This window comes from bacterium (assembly GCA_037127815.1).
In the GTDB taxonomy this organism is placed as follows: Bacteria; Patescibacteriota; Minisyncoccia; order Phycocordibacterales; family CAIZLB01; genus CAIJKW01.
This window is the reverse complement of record JBAXXP010000003.1, coordinates 74,329-92,526: the sequence shown is the minus strand read 5'-3', so window position 1 is coordinate 92,526 and position 18,198 is coordinate 74,329. Positions and strand designations below refer to the sequence as shown.

The window sequence follows — 18,198 nt, the reverse complement described above, 5'->3', positions numbered from 1 at the left end:
TGTATACATGATTATGTATTGTATATTATTTCCGTCCAAGCTATTGAACCATTACGAATAAGTAGACTAATTTGTGCTTGTGTGTCATTATAATAATATTCATGAGATATCACATAATTTCACTATTCCCAGAGTCCACAACCTCATATTTAAATGAGTCTATTTTGGCGCGCGCTGTTAAGAATAAATTAATTTCATTCCACTATTACAACCCAAGAGATTTCGTTAAGCCAACTAAGGCTCAAAAAGATAAGGAAAAACCATACATTCAGGTTGATGACAAAGCTTACGGAGGAGGACCTGGAATGATTATAAAAGCCATACCTATTGCAAAGGCGGTAGAGAAGGCACTTAAGTTTGCAATGAAGAAAAAGGATTTTACTAAGGAATTAATTGTTTTTCTTTCTCCATCAGGTGAGCAGTTTACCAATGATTCTGCCACAAAAATGGCTCAAAAATTCTCAGATATTATCTTTATTTGTGGTAGATATGAGGGTATTGACGCTCGTGTAAAAAAGATTTTTAAGATGAAAGACTACTCAGTTGGCCCATTTGTGACAACTGGAGGAGAACTTCCAGCTATGATCATGATTGACTCTATCTCAAGGCAAATTGAGGGAGTTTTGGGTAAATTCAACAGTAGGGAAGAGTCTAGGGATGCCTCAAAAGATGTTTATACTAGGCCTGAAATAATAGAATTTAATGGCAAAAAATATACAGTACCAGCTGTACTTGTAGGAGGTAATCATAAGGAAATTGAGGGGTGGAGAATGGATAGGAAGGGGGGTATAGGTTCAGACGGAGTTGTCAACACCAAATAATTGACACCTGTGGATAAATCGGCTATTATAGGCTTCTGCGTAAAGACGATTGAGTTATTCCGGCTCTTTCGCGGACTTGACTAGGCTCGGCGATTTTTATGCGTAAACGATTTTTATACGTAAAAATCGCACCGAAATCACCAGATTTCGGTGCTCGTGGTTTACCTATGGGTTAAATCCGTGCCACTATTACCAATTTCCGTATAATCAAAACAAGACGTTTTTATGATTCGCCCAAAAAAGTATTTTTCACGTTTCAAGGAGCCGCTAACGCCGCTTCCAAACTTAGTTGAAGCCCAATTAGAATCTTTTAAATGGTTACTAGACAGAGGAATTTCAGAAGTATTTAGTGAGTTTTCTTCAATTGAAGATTATTCAGGAAAGAAATTTGAATTAGACTTCTACGATTTTCAATTAGAAAAACCAAAGCATGATGAATTTTTTGCTAAGGAAAATAAACTAAACTTTGAGGCACCTCTTAAAGTCATGGTTCGTCTTAAGAATAAGATTGTTAACACAACAAAGGAACAAGAAATCTTTGTTGCTGATTTTCCGTTGATGACAGATCACGGAACTTTTATTATAAATGGTATTGAGAGACTTATAGTTCCACAACTTGCCCGTTCATACGGTGTATTTTTTACTTCACAAGAATTAAAAAGTAAGACATATTTTGGAGCAAAGATCATCCCTGCACGTGGTGCTTGGATTGAAATCGATACTGATGCAGACCACACTATATATGTAAGAATGGACAGAAAGCGAAAGTTTCCTGTTACGTCACTGCTTAGAGTATTTGGTGCTGAAACAGATTCAGAAATAAAGGCATTGTTTAAGGGTAATGAGCTTGCTGCTCCTTTTATTGAATCAACTCTTGCAAAGGATCATGCAAAGACAAAAGATGAAGCATATATTGAAATTCATAGAAAAATGCGTGATGGTGAACTTGCAACAGCTGACAACGCTCGTGACTATGTAAATAGTTTGTTAAAGTCAGGAGAAAGATACGATCTATCAAAGGTTGGACGTTTCAGATTCAATCAAAGATTTGCAAAGCCTATGGATGAAAAGGCTCTTGCTGTTATGACACTTAGTCTTGATGACCTAGCTGTTACAATAAATAAAATTATTGAACTAAGTCATAATCCAAATGCTGTTCAAGATGATGTTGACCACCTAGGTTCACGTCGTGTTAGATACGTTGGAGAAATGCTTCAAGCAAAGATTAGAATTGGTATGACTCAAATCAAGAGAAACATTCAAAACAGAATGTCTACAATTGATACAGATGCAAACCTTCCTATTCAATTCATTTCACCTCGTCCACTTCAAGCTCGTATCAAGGAATTCTACACTACAAACCAATTGTCACAATTCATGTCACAAGAAAATATTCTTGCTGAAATTGAGCACTTGCGTAGAATTTCTGCCCTTGGTCCCGGCGGACTAACAAGAGAGAGAGCTGGAGTTGAAGTTCGTGATGTTCATGCTTCTCACTACGGTAGAATCTGTCCTATTCACACACCTGAAGGTCAAAACATTGGTCTTGTTCTTCAACTTGCTATGTATGCAAGAATCAACCATTTTGGAATGATTGAAACTCCTTATGCAAAGGTTGCTAAAGGAAAGGTTACAAAAGAAATTGTTTATCTTAATGCGCTTGAGGAAGAGAATTCTAAAATTGCTCACGCCGCAACTGATTATGATAAGGATGGATTGATTACAAAAGAAATGTTGGAAGTTAGATTAAATGGTGAACCTGTAATCATTAGTAGAGATGAAATTGATTATATTGACGTTGCAACAGACCAAGCATTTTCTATTTCAACTTCTATGATTCCATTTTTAAACCACGATGATGCCAACCGTGCACTCATGGGTTCAAACATGCAGAAACAAGCAACTCCTTGTATCGTTCCTGAAGCGCCTCTAGTTGCAACTGGAGTTGAAGAAAAGGCGGCGTATGATACTGGTCGTGTTGTTATGGCAGCAGAAGATGGTCTTATTATTGGAGTTGACGCAAAGAAAGTTGTACTTAGAGGAAAGAAAGATCATGAGTACAAACTTGTTAACTTCAGTAGAACAAACCAATTTACTGTTTTCCACCAACGTCCTACAGTAAGCATTGGTCAAAAAGTTAAGAGAGGTGATGTTCTTGCTGATACTTCTACATCTGTAAATGGTCAAATGGCACTTGGACAAAACTGTCTTGTTGCCTTCATGACATGGTCAGGATCAAACTTTGAAGATGCTATTATTCTTTCAGAAAGATTAGTAAAGGAATCAAAATTCACAACTGTTCACATGGAAGAGTTTGTTATTAATGTTCGTGATACAAAGCTTGGGCCTGAAGTTACTACTCATGATATTCCAAACGTTGGAGAGAACAGACTTAAGAATCTAGACGTTGATGGTATTGTTAGAGTAGGAGCTGAAGTTCGCCCAGGAGACATTATTGTTGGTAAAATTACTCCAAAGAGTGAAACTCAACTTACTCCTGAAGAGCGTCTTCTTAGATCTATTTTTGGTGAGAAATCAAGAGATGTTAAAGATACATCAAAGAGACTAGAAAACGGAAAGCGTGGACGTGTTGTTAGTGTTAAAATCTTCTCAAGAGAAAGAGGGGATAAACTGGAGTCAGGAATCATCAAGAGAATTCACATTGAAGTCGCGCTTCTAAGAAGTGTTTCAGTTGGAGATAAGCTTGCTGGACGTCACGGAAACAAGGGAGTTATCTCGCGCGTTCTTCCAATTGAAGATATGCCATTCATGGCTGATGGTACACCTGTTGATGTTATTCTAACACCACTTGGAGTTCCATCACGTATGAACCTTGGACAGATTCTAGAACTTCACCTTGGACTTGCTGCAAATAAAATGGGTTATCAAGCTGTTGTTCCACCATTCGTGGGAGCTACACCTGAAGAAGTTAAAGCTGAGCTTGTAAAGGCCGGATACAATGAAACTGGAAAGATGAAATTGTTTGACGGTAGAACTGGAGAAAAATTTGCTCAAGACATTGCTGTTGGTTACATGTATATTTTGAAACTTCACCACATGGTTGAAGATAAGATTCACATGCGTTCCATCGGTCCTTACTCTTTGATTACTCAACAGCCTCTAGGAGGAAAGGCTCAAGGTGGAGGACAGAGATTTGGAGAGATGGAAGTATGGGCACTAGCTGGATACGGCGCAGCCCACGCACTTAGAGAAATGCTAACAATTAAGTCTGACGATATTGCCGGTAGAACTCAAGCTTTTGATTCTATTGTTAAAGGACACAAACTATTGGATCCAAATACTCCAGCTTCATTTAACGTGCTTCTTTCTAACTTGAGAGGATTATGTGTTGATGTTGAGCTAAGTAAAGAAACTGGCGATGAAGGAATGGATATAAACATGGTCGCAGGAGATGAAGTAACAGAAGAAAACAATTAATTCAACACCAATTATGAACATAAAAAATCCGTTAAACGCAACATTTAAAGAAAAGGGAATAGATGACTTCTCATCTATCATTCTTAAGATTGCATCACCTGATAAGATTAGAGATTGGTCATATGGCGAGGTTACAAAGCCAGAGACAATGAACTATCGTACTCAAAGAAGTGAGAAAAATGGTCTATTTGATGAGAAAATCTTTGGACCTGAAAGAGACTTTGAGTGTTATTGTGGAAAGTACAAGGGTATTAGATACAAGGGTATTGTTTGTGAAAAATGTGGAGTTGAATTAACTAAGTCAATTGTTAGACGTGAGAGAATGGGACATATTGAACTTTGTGTTCCTGTTTCTCATATCTGGTATTTGAGAACTATGCCTTCTCGTGTCGCTCAAGTTCTTGGAATGAGTCAAGGTGATGTTGAAAAAGTTATATATTTTGCTGGTTACCTAATTACGCATGTTAACGATGAAGAAAAAACTAGACTTCTAAAAGAATTAGATGGTGAATTCAAGAATAAGGTAAAAACTGTTACTGATGAAAAAACAAAAGAGGCACTAACAGATCTTTTGATGTCAGCAAAGCGCGATATTGAAAGTATTCAAGTTGGTAGAGTTTTGGATGAAAATCAATACCACAAATTCTCATTGAGATTTGGTGTTGCTTTTGAAGCTGGAATCGGAGCTGAAGCTGTTTTTAATATTTTCAAAAATCTTGATTTGTCAAAACTTTTGGCACAATTAGAAATTGATTTTACTAAAGTTAGTGCAGCAGACCGTGAGAAAATGATTAAGAGACTTGCTCTTATTAAATCAATGGTTCGTTCAAAGATTAGACCTGAGTGGATGTTTATCAATGCGCTTCCTGTTATTCCTGCAGCACTTCGCCCTATGGTTGCGCTTGAAGGAGGACGTCATGCAACATCAGATGTTAATGACTTGTACAGACGTGTGATCAACAGAAATAATCGTTTAAAGAAACTTAAGGAAATTAATGCCCCTGACGTTATTCTAAGAAATGAAAAGCGTATTTTACAGGAAGCAGTTGACGCTTTGATTGATAATACAATCAGACATGGTAATGCATCTTTTGCAGGACTAAATGCAGCGCAAAGAAGACCACTTAAATCTCTTGCTGATAACCTAAAAGGTAAAAGAGGATTGTTCCGTCAAAACCTTCTTGGAAAGCGTGTTGACTATTCCGGACGTTCTGTAATTGTCGTAGGTCCAAATCTTAAGCTTGATCAATGTGGAGTTCCAAAGCACATGGCGCTTGAGTTGTTTAGACCATTCGTTGTTTCAGAACTTATTAGAAAGGAAGCTGCTTTCAACATCAGAGGAGCATCAAGATTAATTGATGATGGTATTCCTGAAGTTTGGGCAATTCTTGAAGAAGTTATTAAGGAAAAGTATGTGCTTCTAAACCGTGCACCTACTCTTCACAGACTTTCAATTATGGCATTCAAGCCAGTTCTAATTGAAGGAAATGCTATTCAAATTCACCCCCTAGTTTGTTCACCTTTTAACGCTGACTTTGATGGTGACACAATGGCCATTCACGTCCCACTTTCTGAAGAAGCTCAAAAAGAAGCTAAAGAAATTATGGCTGCTGATAAAAACATTCTAAAGCCTGGTTCTGGAGACCCAACTGTTACCGCAAAGTTGTTGGATATTGTTCTTGGATCTTTCTGGATGTCTAGATATATCGCTGGAGATATGGGGGAAGGAAAGTATTTTTCATCTTTTGACGATGCTATTCAAGCACTTAGTTTTAACGCACTTTCATATAGAGCAAAAATTAATGTTATTGCGCCAGATGAAGAAAAGTATGGAGAGAATAGAGGAAAAATGTTTGAAACAAGTATTGGAAGAATTTTGTTCAACAACGTTTTGCCAGCTAGTCAGCCATTCGTAAATAAGGAAATTACTAAATCAATTTTGAACTCAATTATTGATGACATTATTACCGTAGAAGGTATTAGTAGAGTCGCACCATTTATTGATGCACTTAAAGATTTTGGTTTCAAATATCTTACAAAGTCAGGAGTTACTTGGTCATTGGACGATGTTAAAATTCCAGAAGGAAAGGCTGAACTTGTTAAAATTGCAGAAGATAAATCTCTTGAGGTTCTTGAACAATACAATGAAGGTCTTCTTTCAAAGGAAGAGAAGCACAGAAAGAACGTTTCAATTTGGCAAGATACAAAGTCACAAATTGAAAAACTTGTTTCTGACAATCTAGATAGTACAAGTCCTGTATATGACATGGTTATTTCAGGAGCTAGAGGTTCTGTTGGTAACCTTACACAGATGGTTGGTATGAAAGGACTTATTGCAAACGCTCAAGGAGAGACATTGGAGCTTCCAATTATTTCATCTTTCAAAGAAGGATTTACACCTATTGAATATTTCATTTCATCTCACGGAGCCAGAAAGGGTATGACTGATACCGCACTTAACACCGCAAAGTCTGGTTACTTAACTAGAAAGCTATTCGTTGTTGCACAAAGTGTGATGATTACAGAAGAGGATTGTGGAACAAAGGAAGGTATTATTGTTAACAAAATTGGTTCATCAGGTATTGACCTTTCAATGTTAAAGATTTCATCAGGACGTGTTCTTGCAAAAGATATTCTAAATGCAGAAGGTGAAGTTATACACAAGAGAAATCACCTGATTACAAAAGAGGATGCTAAGAAACTTGATAAGCTAGGTGTAACTGAAGTTTTTGTTAGATCACCACTTGTATGTAAAACTCCAGGAGGTATTTGTAGAATGTGTTATGGATCTGACCTTGGTAAAAATGCATTAGTAGAAACAGGTGAAGCTGTAGGAACAATTGCAGCACAAGCTATTGGAGAGCCAGGTACACAGCTAACTATGCGTACATTCCACTCAGGAGGAGTTGCTGTTGTCGGAGGAGATATTACAGCCGGACTTCCTCGTGTTGAAGAAGTATTTGAAAAGAGAAATCCAAAAAATGCAGCTGTTGTTATATCACACGATGGTATGATTACAGACATTAGAGAAGTTGGAAAAGAAAAAATAATAAAGCTTCTTCCTGATGTTCCTACAAAGAGTAAGAAAGGAAGTGAAATTGAATACACATGTCACTATGCCCGTGTTCCTCTAATTAAAATTGGACAACATGTATCAAAGGGAGATATTGTAACAGATGGTCACGCCAGCGTTGAAGAGTTGTTTGCATACGCAGGACAAGCTCGTACTCAAGAATATATCATTGCTGAAGTTAAGAAGATTTATGAATTACAAGGAGAAAATGTTTCAAGAAAGCACATTGAAATTATTGTTCGTCAAATGTTCTCACGTATAAAGATTAAGGTTGCGGGAGATACTCAATTTGCAATTGGTGATATTGTTGAACAATTTGAATTGGATCAAGAGAATAACAGAGTCAAGGATCTTGTTAAGGGAGCTGAATTCATTGAGGCAAAGGGAGATTCAATTGTTCTTGGTATTACAGAGGCTTCACTTACAAGAAGAAGTTTCTTGTCAGCTGCTTCTTTTCAACACACAAACAGAATGCTTATCAATGCTTCACTTAAGGCACAAAAGGATCCTCTATACGGTATAATGGAAAACGTAATCATCGGTAGATTAATTCCTGCTGGTTCTGGATTCATTGGTAGTGAAAAGTGGAAGATGATTGAGAAGCTAAAGGAGGAGGTCATTGCAGAAGAGGGTAACTAATATTGAGATATAGACGATTCTGATCGTAAACTTTAATCGTGAACACATAGTAAGATGGGTTGGTGCGTGGGTAGGGTCGGGGCATCAGGATGCAGACCCTTCGCATTATGTAAGTGGAGTAGAAGTGATTTTCTTCTGCGGGGCGTGAGGTCACACATATAATAAATAAATTAAATGTCATCAGCCGCTCAAACAATAAAAGAAAGGCTTACAATAGCAGAGGTTATTGGAGCTTACATAAAAATTGAAAAGACAGGCGCAAACTACAAGGCGCGCTGTCCTTTTCATAATGAGAAAACCCCATCGTTTTTTATCTCCCCAGCTAGAAATAATTACTATTGTTTTGGTTGCGGAGTAAAGGGTGATATTTTTACCTTTGTTGAAGAATTTGAAAGAATAGATTTTCTTGGCGCTCTTAAAATATTGGCTGATAAAGCTGGTGTTGAATTAATGCAATTTCAGCACGACAGAAGCAAAGAATCTGATTTAGACAAACTTAGAAATATTCTTGAAACATCAACTGTGTTTTATGAAAATCAATTACATGGAAATCCAAAATCAAAATTTGCATTAGATTATTTGTATGAAAGAGGACTAACAGATGAGACTATAAAAGCATGGAGAATTGGTCTTGCATTAAATGAGTGGAGAAATCTGGAAGATCATTTAAAAACAAATAATATTTCTGCTGTTGAATCAGAAAAAGTTGGACTAATTAAGCAGACAGGAACAAGTGTATACGACAGATTCAGGGAGAGAATAATGTTTCCTTTAGCTGACTCATCTGGGCGTGTTGTCGGATACTCTGGAAGATTTATAGAATTTGCTAAACCGGAGATTGCTCAATCAACAAACGCAGTAAATGATGATTCGAATACTGTAGCAAAAGATGCAGTCAAAGAAGCACCAAAATATTTAAATAGCCCAGACGGTCCACTGTTTAATAAATCGGAAATACTTTATGGATATCATAAAGCAAAGGAAGGTATCAGAAAGTTTGGTTATGCAATTTTAGTTGAAGGTCAGTTTGATATGCTTTTAGCACATCAGGCGGGATTCAATAATACAGTTGCGACATCAGGAACTTCTCTTACAAAACTTCATTTAGAGAAAATAAAAAGACTTACAGACAATACAATGATTGTCTATGATGCAGACAAGGCTGGGCTTAAGGCAAGTCTTAAGGCATGGGATCTTGCATTATCACTTGGAATGGATGTTAAAATAGCAGGGCTTCCTAAGGGGGAAGATCCAGCATCGTTAATACTAAAAGATAAGGAAAAGTTTAAGACATGTTTGAAGAATGCAAAACACATAATTGATTTTTATCTTGACATCCTAGAGGGCGAAGGATTAAAAGGAAGAGATCTATGGAAAGCGGTTGAGATTGAAGTGCTACCCTATGTACTTGCAATCGAGAGCTCAATCGATAGAGCGCATTTTATTAATAGAATTAGTTTGAGAACAGATATTCAGGAGGCTGATTTGAGAGCGGAGGTGGAAAGATTAATTGCAAGAAATAAGTTGCAAAACAACCCTACATCTAGGTCTGATGGTAACGTAAGTGATAATGTAGGTGACGGTGGAATCAAAGGAAATGGAGATAGAGAAAATTTGGAGGCCAATAGTATGGATCATTCTTCTATAAAGGGTTTTGATGACCTGAGTGATAGTGATAAAAAGACATTAGACAGATTGATAGGCTTAATTCTTTGGCTAAGAGATTCTGCTAATCTAGATAAAGCAGAACAAGTGTTGAGTAGGGCAGAGAGTTTTTTGGACTCTGTGAGTAAGAAATATTTTGATGAAAGAATATCTTCTTCTCCAACGGGACTTTCATTTGAGGCGGAAGTTTTATTTGCGGGAAGCTCTAAATTAGATCATGACATAGAAGAGTTGTTGCTGGAGATTGAAGAGAGAACAGCAAAACAGACACTTTCTATTTTGATGAATAATCTTAATAAAATGGAGAGATTACAGAAAAAGGATGAAGCGATGAAAATTTTGAAGGAATGCCAAGAGATATCTTTAAAGCTTGCAGAGGTGCAAAAGAAAAAGAAATTATATGGGTAAAAAACACTTTATTTCACAATGAAACTAGTGTAACATTCAAGGTATTGTAATATGATTTCTTTAAACAAAAGGAGCTATGACAAAAGACAAACAAAATAAAAAACTAAATAAGCCGGTACAAAAAAGCGCTCCAAAAAGCACTACTAAAACAAAAATTGTTTCAAAAAGTAAGGTTTCATTATCTACGAAGATTACAAAACCTATTTTAAATAAGAATGCAAAGAACGTAAAAACCGAGAAAAAAAATATCAAGATCGAAAAAAAATCTGTAGATAAAAATTTAGATAAAAATAAAATAAATATAAATAAAAAATTGAATAAAATAACACCTAAGGCTTCAGATAAAAAAATAAAAGTTGTGGAAAAGAAGCCAATCAAAAAGGTGGAAATAAAAGCTGTAAAAAAAGTACCTGCAGTAAAAGTAGTTGTTGATAAAAAAGAAAAAGTGAAAAAAGTTGTTGTTAAAGTTTTGAAAAAGACAGACAAATCTGCGTTTCACTCAACAAAAACCAGCGCAAAAGGGAAGACTTCTACTTGGGAGGAGAAGGCAACAGTTTTACTTGGTAGAGGACGAGATAGAGGATTTGTTACATACGATGAGATTTTGAAAGAATTTCCAAATATTGAAGAAGACATTAGCTTTCTTGATGTTCTGTATGAGAGACTTCAAACAGCAGGAATCGATGTTCTTGAAGGTGGGGGAATGCTTGACGTAAGTAATCAAGAAGAGGCTCTTCTTAAGAAGTATACAGTTACTAAAACTGATTCAAATTACGACTCAATTCAAATGTACCTTAAGGAAATTGGACAATATCCTTTGATTACCGGATCAGAAGAAAAGGATCTTGCTAAAAGAATTCAAAATGGCGATAAGGAAGCGGAAGGGTTGCTTGCTAAGGCAAACTTGAGACTTGTAGTTTCTATTGCAAAAAAATATGCAAACAGAAGTCCTGATTTAACATTACTTGACTTGATTCAAGAGGGAAATATTGGTTTGTTTAAAGCTGTAGATAAGTTTGATTGGTCAAAGGGTTTTAAGTTTTCAACTTATGCAACATGGTGGATTAGACAGTCAATTACTCGTGCTCTAGCTGATCAATCAAGAACAATTAGAGTTCCAGTTCACATGGTTGAGACTATCGCAAAGTATAAGCAAGTCCTAAGAAGACTTACTCAAGACTTGGGACGTGATCCATTACCTGAGGAAATTGCAATTGAAATGGGAATAGATGTTGAGAAGATTTATACAATTGAAAAAATAGATCAAACAACGGTTTCATTGGATGCATCAGTTGGTGATGATGATGATAAGTCAACATTTGGAGACTTTATTCCTGATGATAAGATTCTTTCACCAGATCAAGAATCATCAAGAAGAATTCTTGCTGACCAGGTCAAGGAGATATTGGCAGATCTTTCTGAGAAGGAAAGAGAGATTTTAATGTTGCGTCACGGGCTTGCTGATGGAATTCAACATACACTTGAGGAGGTTGGTAAGATGTTTGGAGTAACTCGTGAGCGCATTAGGCAAATTGAGGCTAAAGCGCATGAGAAGATAAGACAGCATGATAAGGTTAATAGATTGAAGAACTACTAGATTTACCTGTATTAGATGGTCTCAAAAGGATAAGTCCTATAAAACAAAACCCCTAATCTTATCTGGATAGGGGTTTTGTTTTTGTTGTATCTCTTAGTTGTATAAAGAAATTAATTCTCTGATTGTATTGGCACCCTTTGGCAATTAAAACTCTTTGTAACAGGGAGGGAAGAGATAGTCGATGCTGCACCATCTGAAATGTTTGTCTGCCAGACAAGAGTATGTCGTCCGACTAGAACTTGTTGATTGATCTGTATTGGATTAACATTTTTTCCATCCAGTTTACATGTTGTGTTTTCAAGTTTTGTGTCTACGTTGGATGTGGCTGACCAACTTAAAGAACATTTTGATGTATTTTCATCAGCAAAGGGACTGTTTAATTTAACTGTTGCAGTTAATGTTGGAAGAATACAATTTGTAGTTTTGTATATGGAGTCATTAGCTAACTGTATACCTTCTATGTTTGAGCACATGTCACCATTGCTTCCAGATGTAAGACACTTATTAGTAGATGAATCATAAAGATTGCTTTGGCATCTAGCTGAACAATTACTTGCATTAGATGGTGTAGAGTTTTGCGTACATTTCCATGACCATGTTTGTGCACTGTTAGAATTCAGATTAAATGACTTGTCAACTAATGCATGTCCTGTCTTACAAAGATTTGTTGATGTAGAATACAAACCAACTCCGTCACTAATTATGTTAGTATCACAACCATTTACCGCACCACTTGTTGAAGAGGCGGTAGTAAACGGTACACTTGCCCATTCACTCCATTCTGTTCCATTACCTGCTCTTACTTTTGCCCAGTATTTTGTACTAGGTAATAGACCGTCTATTATTGAATCACGAATACTGCTAATATCCGCTGCTGCAACAGCTCTTTTAAGCAAGCTGAATATTTTTTGTGCACCAGAATCATTTTTTCTAGTTATACCATCATTTGATCCGACGTTATTTATTGTTTTACCAGAAAAATCCTCGGTATCTGAAACTTGAACCTGATAGTTTGCTTGAGGTTTTGGGGCTGTATAAGTCCATTTTACAGTAGCGCCCGTTGAATTAATGTCATCAACACTTATTGTAACTTTTGGAATATCTATATCTGTAGGAATAGTGCTGGTAGCGTTAGGTACTAAGATTTGTTTAATATTCAAAGGTATTTTATATGTAGTATAACCACCCTTACCTCCACCAACAACACTGTAGAAGATAAGAAGATTAGATCCTACAGTAGGTTTACCTATGTTTGTTGTTATCCATTTTGAGGTAAAAGTCATTCTGTGACCTTCGTATGAGGCAGATTTTGTATTACTACCTGCATATGAAAGTCCGTAATTATAAACTGTTCCGGGTACACTCATGATATCTTTTTGTGCGACTACCTGTGTTGTAACCCACTTACCATGGGAAAATGGACCATTATTTGGAACCCAGGTTTGAACGTTCTTCATATAGTTTTCTGATTTTGTAGTCAGACCTATTTGTATTCGTCCGTTGTTAGGGTCATTGGTACAGTATGTATAGGAAGCTTGATATGTAAAAACCAAATCCTCATCAGGACTATATTGCTCAGTTGGTACGTTGGTGTTAAATCTCACCAGACTACCTAGGTATCCAATCGTCCCACTTCTGTATGATCCTTCATCGCTATTAAGTGCCTCATATACTTTATATTTGGCATCAACAGGCCATACACCAACAGGCCATACAACAGAAGCTGTTGCTATATTTATTCCTAAAAATAGAATTGCAAGAGCAATAATAGCAGCTAGTAGTTTTATGTATTTGTGCTTGAAGAGAAATACAGAAGATATGGCTAATATAAACAAGAGACCCAACGATACTAGCATTAATGTGTTTGATTTATTTTCAGGAATATTCAATTGTTTTGTTCCTTCAAAAAGCACTACTCCGTTCTTGTTCATAGTTTTTATAGAAACTCCTGTGATATTTTTAATATCTTTTGGAATAACCAATGAATAAGTAGAAGTAGAAAAATCTATATCTTTACTCACGGTATATAAAGATTTATTGTTCTTATCTAATAACATAAAAGTGGTACCATAAATCATTCCCGAGTTAGATGTTTGGTCTACAATAGTAGATGTAGAGAGATTATTTAATTTTTCATCAAGATTTAGATCTATGGGTGTACCATATATCTCAAAATTGAGTACTTGATTTTCACTGCCTAAAACATATACCGGTTCTCCAAATGTTACCATGTCACCCCCGACTATATATTTGAAACTAATTGTAGGGATATTAGAATTGTCTAATTTTAGATTACCTAAATATACTCCAGGTGCGTAATCGAATGTAGGTAGAGGAATTGTTACTGTAGTCTCTCCTTTTCTAATTTTAATATCTTCGGGCTTTAAATCTGGGATTTTAACGTCTGATCTTAATTTTGAAAAATTAATGTTTGGAGTTACTACTGTATCTATATTTGATTCAAAAGTTACTTCAATTGATGTTGAACTTGCAACCCCTTTGTATGTTGTTTTGGATAAATCATAAATTGTAGGACCAGAACCTATCGAGTATCTTGTTCCATTAGAGTGATATAGGTTTACATACTTAACTTTAGTTATTGGGCTATTATTTCCGTGAATAAAAAAATTATTTTTAGAAATAACCATGTTTTCCTTATCTACATCATCTGTAACATATGTTCTTGCATAAAATACATACGTTGAGGTACCGTTTGCTTCAAAAACCTTAGGAACGTTAACCTTCAAGGTTTTTTCACCAGATTTTACGTATACTTTATCCGTTTGAAGAACTTCTATTGGTTCATACTCGGTTGTATTTCCATTTGTAATTTGTTTAAATACACCATATTCGACCATTGTCTTGTCTTGAGGAAGGTCTGAGATGTCTAATGTTGCCTTTAGGTCTACAATATCTCCACTTTCTAGTACTGGTATGTTTTTTTGCAAAACACTAGATAGCGCTGTTAAAGAAAAAACTAATTTATTGGGAACAAAAGTTTGTGCGTGTGCTGTACCTGAAAACAGCATCGCGGCTAATAATACTAAGGTTAAAGATATTTTTTTCATATAAATACATAAAGAGCCTAACTTAGGTCAGAAGATCTGATCCGTTTAATCTATTAATACTTTTAATTATACTGCACATTAATGGATAATAGCAATGAATTTTTGTTCTTTATAGAATGAAAATACGATTGAATGCTGACCCTAATTTTTAACCCAAGTATAATAGCTTATCCACATTAAGAAGTATTTTGATGTAAGTTTGTGTGCATTTAGGTGTATAATTAGACAGTTAAGTTTATAAAGTACACTAATTAAAAGATTACTTTTCCATATGAATAATAAAAAATTGATGTTCGGCATAATTTTGATTGCAATAGTTCTTATAGGAGGACTGTTTGCTTATCAAAGATATACATTAAGAGCTCCAACTACCTCAGTTGTACCAACTGAGGTAGTTGATTCTTTTAATAAGGGTGATTTAAATAAAGCTATTGAGGTTTCAACTAATACCCTAAGGTCTGACCCAAATAATATTGCAACACTAATTGCACTTTCCTTATCATGGGCACAAAAAGGAAGTACAGAATTCAAGGAAAAAGAGTATGGCCAAAAAGCTTTAGATTATGCAAAGGAAGCACTGAAGCTTGACCCAACTAGTGTTAAGGCTTACATCGCTCTTGGTTATGCAACAGAAATCATGAGTAATTTTCCTGGGGCAATAGATGCGTATTCTAGTGCTATATCTTTGGATTCAAATAGTAGTAGTGCTTATGTCCATAGAGGTCATGCTTATGATTTATCTGGAGATCTAAAATCTGCTGAGATTGACTATCTAAGGGCAGACAGTTTAGATACAACTAATCTAGATGTTAAAATGAATCTAGGTAGACTTTATTCAAGGCAGAGTAAGGTTGAAGAAGCTAAAAAACAATTTCTTTTAGTCACTTCTTTTGCTGATAATACAAGAATTAGATCTGAGGCTTATTATGATTTAAGTTTCCTTGCTTTAAGCTCAACCTCAACTAAGGCTATAGATAATGCATTCGCATATGCCTCAAGTTCAATTTCTACAGATCCAACATATCCACAAGCTTATGTTGCAATGGGTAATGCCTATATGTTGAAAGGTGATTATGTAAAAGCCCTTGAGATGTTGAATAAGTCTCTTTCTATGTACCCCAACCTTTCATATGCAATGGGCTTAATTGCAAACATATATGGAAAACAAGGCGATGTAGATCTAGCTATAAAGAATTATGAAGCTCAGAAAGCAGCAGCTCTTGTTGATATTGGTTTAATGAATAACGATAGACCTATTGTTATTTCTAGGGCTGATATGAATGAGGCATATACTTATGCTGAAAATAATAAAAAAGAAGAGGCCGCATCAAAACTAAAAGAAATTATTGCCAATAGTAAGGACCCTGGATCAGATATCGGGATTTTTATTGTTTTATCAGATACAGGTCCTTATGGTAGATTAAAAAATCTCTCAAACTATAAACCATTTACTGATCTAGTTAGTCAGTTTAAGAATAAAATAAAATCTGGATTCAAAGTCTCAAACACACAAATAAAACCTGTCTCATTATTAGAAAAAATTATTGGTTATTTTAATTTCAAAAAAGTAAATGCTTCAGCAAATGTTGCTGGCCTGTGTAAAACTGGAGTAGTAAATAATGGTGGTTTTATTTACTATACTAATCCTGGTGGATATGACGGGTCTCCTCTGGCTGTAGCTACCTGTGAATTAATGAGAAATTATGTAAATGGCAATGTTGATTATGATTATGCTACTGCATTTGCCAATCTTAACGCTTTAGTGCTGTCATATCACGCAAGTATAGGTGCATCATATTCACTTAGTGAAGATGGATCGTATGTTGGTTGTGCAAATGGAGTTGGTGCTGCGTTTCAAGCTGCTCCTCCGTCTCCATCTGGAGCTGGAGTCTCATGTTCAACAGATGGAAGAGCAGCTAATTTAGCTTGGGTTAATCCGAGTGGCTACGATACTGTCTATATTCGAATAGTTGATAAAACTATTCACCCTACAGTTACTATGGGTGCAGATTTTTCTGCTTCAAACCACAATTGGATTGACAGTTATACAGGTAGTTCTTATTCTTCTGCAGTAGTACCTGATCATACTTATATGTGGTGGATTCACACAAGAGATACTAAGACTGGATTTTGGAGTGCTTTGGTAGGAGGTGAATTCAACTGTACACCCGCTCCTGTAGTGACTACTGGTGGTTCATTAGCTCTTTCGTGTAAGGCTGATGCTGTTGCGGTAAGTACAGATGTAACGTATGAGGCAACACCATACAATGCCTCAAGTACGGTTTCATATAAGTGGTATAAGGATGGAACTCTTCTGTCCGGCAATAACAGTCCTCTTCTTACAACATATGGTTATGATACATCAGGTATTCATACATCAGTCAGTGTAAGTGCTGTTGACAGTGCTTATCCTGAAGTAATTGCTCAGGCCTCATGTAGTGTAAAAGTTGGTTGTACAGATTCTAGACCAAAGGATACATGTACAGAAGGAACTCAAACTAATTATTCTTGTGTTGGAAATAGCTGGATACCTACAAAAACAATCGTTGGTACTTGTTCCTCAGAGTTCACAAACTTAGGTTCTGACCTAAAGGTTATACCAGCTATATCGATAGTTACATTCAAATTTAGATCTAACATTGTCCCCGTTGGAGGAAAATGCCCGTTGTATTTGGATGCACAAAATGTTAAGTCATGTAGTCTGATAAATAAATCTGGCCAGGTTTCTGTTCCTGTAACATCATTACCTGTAGTTGATAACAATATAAAGCTTGATGGACAAGTATCTATATCAGTCGGTACACACACACTTAAATGCGTTGGGTTGGGTGATAAAGCAATAGAAATACCGGTTGGTGTTAAGACTTGTTATTCAAGTCCAAATTATGGTGAAAATTAATTCTCAGAAATAGAAAAGTAATTGAAAAACGCCCCGGATGCTGAAAGCATCCGGGGCGTTGCATATCCATCTCACAGGATCTGTTGAAGTTTTTTATTCATCGTCCTCGCTTTTATTATAAACGACAACATATCCACAGCGAACAGTTATTGTTTTTTTACCAATAAGCTTTGGAAAAGCAGAGCGAAGAGCTGACAAGAATTTCTCCCTCAGCGACACAATTTCATCATGATGTAGTCCTTTGTCGATTTTCTGCGATGATGATTCGCGTTCTTCATCCGTAATTGACAAATCATAGGCCGACCCTTCAATAAGTTGATACATTGTAATCTGCTCATGATTCATCTTTCCCACAAAAGTCTCGTTTGCCGAAACGGCAAATAGAGGGAAAGGAAGACCTCCTTTTACAAGATCTATTGTGGGAGGTAGTTCATAAACACGTGCGGTAGCTAATTGAGTTCTCATTGTTGTTTTCTATAGAATTATTCGGCATTAACAATTAAGCACTCAGCACCAGCTGAATACCTATTTTTGAAAAGAACCGACTAATAGAACCATAACACTGCTAAATATCAATGTCAAATTTTGCC

Annotated in this window: 8 protein-coding genes; 6 read left to right on the top strand and 2 right to left on the bottom strand. The window is 36.1% G+C overall.

All coding sequences use genetic code 11. From position 1 onward, the window contains the following. Positions 1 to 101 precede the first annotated feature (101 nt). The 5 genes from WCQ00_03315 to WCQ00_03295 all read left to right on the top strand — a co-directional run bounded on the left by WCQ00_03315 (position 102) and on the right by WCQ00_03295 (position 11,641). Positions 102 to 821, top strand: a complete 720-nt coding sequence (locus tag WCQ00_03315) for a tRNA (guanosine(37)-N1)-methyltransferase TrmD (GenBank protein MEI6042570.1) — start codon at positions 102 to 104, stop codon at positions 819 to 821. Between the two features lie 225 nt (positions 822 to 1,046). Next, the gene (locus WCQ00_03310; protein MEI6042569.1) at positions 1,047 to 4,259 is read left to right on the top strand and encodes a DNA-directed RNA polymerase subunit beta; all 3,213 of its coding nucleotides are present in this window, start codon (positions 1,047 to 1,049) and stop codon (positions 4,257 to 4,259) included. A gap of 13 nt (positions 4,260 to 4,272) precedes the next feature. Beyond that, positions 4,273 to 7,971 carry a DNA-directed RNA polymerase subunit beta' gene (rpoC, locus tag WCQ00_03305; GenBank protein ID MEI6042568.1) on the top strand — a complete coding sequence of 1,233 codons (3,699 nt, stop codon included), beginning with the start codon at positions 4,273 to 4,275 and terminating at the stop codon, positions 7,969 to 7,971. A gap of 174 nt (positions 7,972 to 8,145) precedes the next feature. Continuing rightward, complete coding sequence (locus WCQ00_03300) at positions 8,146 to 10,044, top strand: CHC2 zinc finger domain-containing protein (GenBank protein ID MEI6042567.1); 1,899 nt, start codon at positions 8,146 to 8,148, stop codon at positions 10,042 to 10,044. 76 nt (positions 10,045 to 10,120) lie between these two features. Next, positions 10,121 to 11,641 carry a sigma-70 family RNA polymerase sigma factor gene (locus WCQ00_03295; protein MEI6042566.1) on the top strand — a complete coding sequence of 507 codons (1,521 nt, stop codon included), beginning with the start codon at positions 10,121 to 10,123 and terminating at the stop codon, positions 11,639 to 11,641. 110 nt (positions 11,642 to 11,751) lie between these two features. On the opposite strand, the gene WCQ00_03290 is transcribed toward WCQ00_03295, so the two are convergent. Next, positions 11,752 to 14,709, bottom strand: a complete 2,958-nt coding sequence (locus tag WCQ00_03290) for a hypothetical protein (protein ID MEI6042565.1) — start codon at positions 14,707 to 14,709, stop codon at positions 11,752 to 11,754. 271 nt (positions 14,710 to 14,980) lie between these two features. Between WCQ00_03290 and WCQ00_03285 the strand changes: the two genes are divergently transcribed. Further along, entirely contained in the window at positions 14,981 to 17,608 is a 2,628-nt protein-coding gene (locus tag WCQ00_03285) for a tetratricopeptide repeat protein (GenBank protein MEI6042564.1), read from the top strand. Positions 17,609 to 17,701: 93 nt separating this feature from the next. Here WCQ00_03285 and WCQ00_03280 read toward each other — a convergent pair whose 3' ends face one another. Further along, on the bottom strand, positions 17,702 to 18,073 hold the full coding sequence (locus WCQ00_03280; GenBank protein MEI6042563.1) for a hypothetical protein: 372 nt from the start codon (positions 18,071 to 18,073) through the stop codon (positions 17,702 to 17,704). Between the last annotated feature and the right edge of the window lie 125 nt (positions 18,074 to 18,198).